The following is a 5,017-nucleotide window of genomic DNA, read 5'->3' as shown; positions in this document are numbered from 1 at the left end:
CAACTGCGAGGCTATCCATACAAGTGCAGCGATCTGGTCGCGCTGCGGACCACCAATAAAGAATGCGAGGTTTCGGCCGGCTGCGGCCCGAGGCTGATTTCACGCATGCGCGCCATGCGCAATTTGCCCGTCGTGCCATTTTGACGCGGCCAATAACTTCTGCTTTTCGGAATTTAAGTTGACACCGACCCCAAATCAGATGCATTCTGCACCCGTCCCGCGCGCGATTTGAAGAGGGGCGGACGCGTCGTCACGGACGTTGCGCGTGGGATGCGGTGGACGTGTCGGTGCCGAAGACGATCGGCCTCGATGCGGACGGCGAAGTCGTGTGGTCCTGACACCCCGACGCTGGTGTCAAGCGTGCGAGATGATGATCTCGCGCGCGACGGGGGCAAGAAAGCCCGGTTCCCCGGGGAGAGCACGAAGTAAGCCGGTAAATCACCGCGCAGGGAATGCCGGATGACTTGGCTGAACCTGTGGTGTCTGCCGCCAGCTTTTCTTTTTGCTGGCGGGCCATGGGTGAGGCCTTCACCCGGCATTCCCTGCGCCCTCGCTCACTGGAGGGCATGCTTCATGCAAAGCCCGGGCGCCAAGGCGCGCCGGAAGCGTGGAGCCGTGTCCGTTGCTTTTTGACAGGTTGATCAGGATCAACGCTTGTCCCCCTGGCCAAGGGCAAATCGCCGCGGCCGTACCCAGCTTGGAATGATAATGGCGGCGGCCGGCGGCCATGATAGACTTCGAGCCGCGCGACATAAGGACGGCCCGAGCCGTTCGCCTCGATGAAACGATTGCGGGGAAAACCATGAGCGTGACCGATTTCAGTTCGCTGTCGACCCCTGAGCTCGCCCGTCGGATCGCCATCCTGCGCGACAACATCCGCCAGATCACCGAACAGGCGGCATCGCAGTCGGGCGCGGCCGACGAGGAGCGAAACGCCGATCGCATCGCGCGCCAGACCGAGGAGCTCGACAATCTGCTCAAGGAGCAGGAGCGCCGGCTCGGCAGGGGCTAAAGCGTGGCCAGTTGAGCTTCGACTGGATCCACATACGAGGTGCACCCTTGCCTCGCGCATAGACCGATAGCCGTTCGATCAAGGCGCTTTAGGTCGCGCGGCGGAACAGCAGGCTCGGCGCCGGCCGGGTCGCGCGCGGCGGCCGGGGCGTGCTACGCTGTGGCGCGGACGGTTTGGCCTGCGCGTTGGCGTTCTGGGCCGACGGCTTGACGAGGCGGACAAGCTGGTCCTGCCCGGCCTGCAACTGCTGCATGGCCAGCGCGTTGTCGCGGCTCATCTGGTCCTGGCTCATCCTGAGCCGGTCGATGCCCTGCCCGAGATTTTCGATGTCGGTCGTGAGCTTCTGGACCAGCGCGGCGAGCTCTGGCGAGCTGGCGGCAGCCGGCCGCGGGTCATTGTCCGCGGAGCTCGGCGGCGGAGATGTCGGCGGAGCGACGTTGTCCATCGCGCCGCCCAGTTGAGGGCCGCGCGTGGCCGAGTCCATCGCGGTGTCCTGGCCGTCCCTTTGCGGCGGCTGGTTTTCCTGCGGTGCCGAACCGCCGGAGGAGACGAACGAGGGCAGCAGACGCGCGATCAGCGCGCGTGGCCCGTCGCTGTCGGACACGTACCAGGCGGCCGCCCCGCCGATGACGGCGATGGACACCAGCGACGCGGCGGCGACGCGCACTCCCCAGCGGCGAAAAAACGAATGGCCCCCGCCGGCGGCGATGGCCGAACCAAACACCGAGGCTTCGGTCGGATCGGGCGCGGCTGCCTTCTCGAGCTCGGCAAGACGCTGGTCGATGCGCGCGAGCACTTCGCGCACCACCCGCTTGTAAACGTAGCCGACGAGCTCTTCATTCTCAGGAACGATCCCGATCTCGTTCGGATCGACATCCTGCGTATTCGGTGGTGGCTGCGTTGGCATTCCTTGGCCGGTCCAATGCCGAATGAGGGCGATCTTCGGTGCGGGCTAGATCGACGCAGCGCTTTGACCAAAGCAAGACCAATCGGTGATAAGTATGCGGCCCCCCGATGGCGCCACCCCGCTATTGCATGGAGGACACAGCGATGCGGAGCCGAAGCGCGACGTGCCGCCGGCATTCGCAGTTCGGCTGTCGGCCGCCGACGACTGCGCCGTCACGCAACCGGACAATGCCGCATACCCGTTGCGCACGGCACGCGCTCGGCGCTAGGCTTTTCCGAAAGGGAGGAAGAAACATGCGACTTGGTGTTCTCATTGCATTGATTTCAGGGCTTTTGGCCGGTACGGCACACGCGCAAGCCGACTCGCCGCGCGCCACCTACGTGACCCTGGTTTTGCAGGCCTTTGCCGCCAAGGTCGAATGCCCCGGCACCGACGTCGCCTATCAGGACCTGCTGCAGAAGGCGCAGGAGATGCACCTGCCGGATGGGACCACCGAGCAGGTCCGCAAGGCGATCGCCTTCATGCACACTGGCGGCAAAATGGGCGAGCGCGGCGACGATACGTTGATGAAGGAAGTTGCGATCGCGACCCAGTCGACGGATTTCGACCAGCGGCGCCTCGGCATGGCGAGCTGGTGCGAGACCCAGAAAACCAGCCTCGCCGGGCTCATTCGCACCAAGCAATAGGCTCGAGCCGCCTTGGCGGCGCAGGCGCCAGGCGGGATCGGCAGTGAGGCCGGAGCCGATGCCGGTTCCTACCGGACCGGCATTGGTGGCCGTACCACCGGCCCGCCATCCTCCCCGTCCGCGCCGGCTTGCGGATCAGGCTGCAGCGACACCGGAGGCGCGGCGTTATAGGGCATCGGCGGCGGTGCGACGCCCCGTGGTGGCGGCACGGCGCCGACGGTCTGCGGCGGCACGCGTGGCAACGGCGAAGCTACGGCCGCGGTCGGCGGATAGGATGGCGGCGGTCTGCGTAGCGGCAGCGCCGATGCGGCCGGCCGCATCGGCGGCGTCGCGACGGCCACCTTGGGCCGGGCGGTCTGTTCGCGCGCTTTGGCCAGTTCGCGCGCCATCTGCTCCTGGCTCGCCTTGAGCTGCTCGATGCTGGTCTTGAGCTGGACGATCTCCTGACCGAGCGAGGCAAGGTCGTGCGCCATGGACTGCAGCAACTGGGTCGATTCGCCGGGCAAAGCGGCGGCGGGTAAGGCAGCATCGGTCGCCTGCGCCACGGAGGCCGTCATATCGGACGCTGCCGGCTGCGCTGCGGGAACTCCTGTCGCCACCTGGGTGGCCGCCGCCCCCGGCTGCTCGACTGGCGCCGAGGCCTCCTGACGCGATGATATCGAAGGCAGCAGCGATGACAGCGATGGGATCGAGGTCGGGACGTGCTGCGGCAACCAGTCGAGAACGATCTCTTTGGCCGTGTCGCCGTAGTTCTGCCAGCCATAGGCGATCGCGCCGCTGCCTGCAGCCAGCACGACGGCGATCACGAGGCTCTTGAGCGCGCGCACCGCACTTTGGCCCAATGATCTTCCCTCGGCGCCGGCGTTCGCCGTATTGACGGCCGCGGCGCGAAAGGTCGCGTCGACGGGCGGCACGGCCGAGGCATCGGAGCCTGCACGGGTCGACGCATCGGACGGAGGGGTCTTGCCGCTCTGGGACGTGTCGGCAAAATCCTTGTCCCCGGGGGCTACCCGAACCACGTCGGGTGCGATCACGACGACCTCATCCGCACTCTTTTGCTTAGGGTTCAATGTGGACTGCATCGGCGCTCCGGATTTGGGTCCAATGTCACGCACACGCACACAACAGCGGCCGGCGGATCTGCGGCGGCACGAGCTCGATGGCGTTCGGCCCCCGGCCCACCCTCCAGTCCGGCTTGTTCAAAGCAAGGCAAGAACGTGAACAAAATGGGGCAGTACCCGCTCAATAGGGCGGCGCCTTCTGTTGCCGCTGCGTTTTCGCCGCCTCGACCCACCACTCAAGGTCGTCGGCGAAGCGCGGGAAGGCGCGCACCAGGGCCTTTCCGCCCTCCCCGATCGGCTCCCCCTCCTCGGCAAGGGTCTGGGCGATCGGACCGACCGCAAGCGAACTCGAGATCACTACCATGCCCATCTCGGAGAGGATGCCATGCCAGGCGGTCGCCGAGCGCGCTCCCGCAAAACGTCCCGCAGAGTAGCTCGCAATCGCGGCCGGACGCCAGAACCATTCTTCGAGGAAATGATCGGTCAGGTTCTTCAGGCCGGGCTGAACGCCCCAATTGTACTCGCCGGTGATGAAGACAAATCCGTCGGCCTCGCGGATCTGGCCCGCGAGCTTTTCCAGAACGGCCGGAGCCTCGCCCTTCTTGTATTCCTTGTACATGCGATCGAGCATCGGCAGCCCCACGGCCTTGGCGTCGATCAGCTCGACATCCAGCCCGCGCGCCCGCAACCCGGCGACAACGAAACGGGCCAAGCGGATGCCCATCCGATCGGAGCGGTAGGAGCCATAGAAGACCAGAATGCGGTGCGTCATTTCGATCCCGACCTTACCACGCAATGCGATCGGCGCATCAGGAAGCGCGCCCGAAATACCGTACAATTTGACCGGCGGCGGCTGCCGGCTCTGGGGTGATCCGGCTTGACAGGAGAAACGGATCGGAGGAGCATCGCTAAGTCGCCTCTAGCGGCGATCACATTGGCCAACCACGCAGACGGGAGGTTCAATGACTCCACCTCCGCAGAGAGAGCCGCGATAGTATCGTGGTGCGCGTTCGGACCATGGTATAGCGGTAAAGCTACGAACGGCACGCCGGGCGAAGGTTTTGTGGGCTGCATCAGTGAGGCATGGCCCCTTACCTTCCCGGCAGTGTGCTCGGCTGCAAGCGGCCGGGCGCCAGACCAAACCTTCCTCAAATCGCAACTGGTCGGGCACGGCGCCAAATCGTCCGAGCACGGTCGTGGTGTGTTCGGGATAATAGGTCCGAACAAGGGCGAGCGCGCCAGCGTGGCCGAAAACCTTCCAATTGCCCTTGATGCATTGACCCAGGTCAACGTTGTTGCGCTGCCCGCGCAAGCTGCATTGCGGCAGATGCGATCCGTCGAACAACCCATC

6 protein-coding genes are annotated in these 5,017 nt (G+C 65.5%); 3 read left to right on the top strand and 3 right to left on the bottom strand.

From position 1 onward, the window contains the following. Positions 1-802: 802 nt before the first annotated feature. Entirely contained in the window at positions 803-1,012 is a 210-nt protein-coding gene (locus JOZ76_RS08270) for a hypothetical protein (RefSeq protein ID WP_291698136.1), read from the top strand. Positions 1,013-1,100: 88 nt separating this feature from the next. Here the strand turns inward: JOZ76_RS08270 and JOZ76_RS08265 are convergent, their stop codons facing one another. Continuing rightward, the gene (locus tag JOZ76_RS08265; RefSeq protein ID WP_291698135.1) at positions 1,101-1,919 is read right to left on the bottom strand and encodes a hypothetical protein; all 819 of its coding nucleotides are present in this window, start codon (positions 1,917-1,919) and stop codon (positions 1,101-1,103) included. Between the two features lie 293 nt (positions 1,920-2,212). Between JOZ76_RS08265 and JOZ76_RS08260 the strand changes: the two genes are divergently transcribed. After that, entirely contained in the window at positions 2,213-2,605 is a 393-nt protein-coding gene (locus JOZ76_RS08260) for a hypothetical protein (RefSeq protein ID WP_291698134.1), read from the top strand. 68 nt (positions 2,606-2,673) lie between these two features. On the opposite strand, the gene JOZ76_RS08255 is transcribed toward JOZ76_RS08260, so the two are convergent. Both JOZ76_RS08255 and JOZ76_RS08250 read right to left on the bottom strand, forming a co-directional pair. Then, positions 2,674-3,639, bottom strand: a complete 966-nt coding sequence (locus tag JOZ76_RS08255; protein WP_291698133.1) for a hypothetical protein — start codon at positions 3,637-3,639, stop codon at positions 2,674-2,676. A gap of 208 nt (positions 3,640-3,847) precedes the next feature. Continuing rightward, positions 3,848-4,438, bottom strand: coding sequence for an NADPH-dependent FMN reductase (locus JOZ76_RS08250; protein WP_291698132.1), 591 nt, complete (start codon positions 4,436-4,438; stop codon positions 3,848-3,850). A gap of 291 nt (positions 4,439-4,729) precedes the next feature. On the opposite strand from JOZ76_RS08250, the gene JOZ76_RS08245 reads away from it, so the two are divergent. Further along, positions 4,730-5,017: hypothetical protein (locus JOZ76_RS08245; RefSeq protein ID WP_291698131.1), on the top strand; the 288-nt coding region annotated here is incomplete at its 3' end.

It is taken from the genome of Bradyrhizobium sp., from assembly GCF_019244115.1.
Taxonomy (GTDB): Bacteria; Pseudomonadota; Alphaproteobacteria; order Rhizobiales; family Xanthobacteraceae; genus Bradyrhizobium.
The sequence above is the reverse complement of the archived record's forward strand: the minus strand, read 5'-3'. Positions and strand labels throughout refer to the sequence as shown.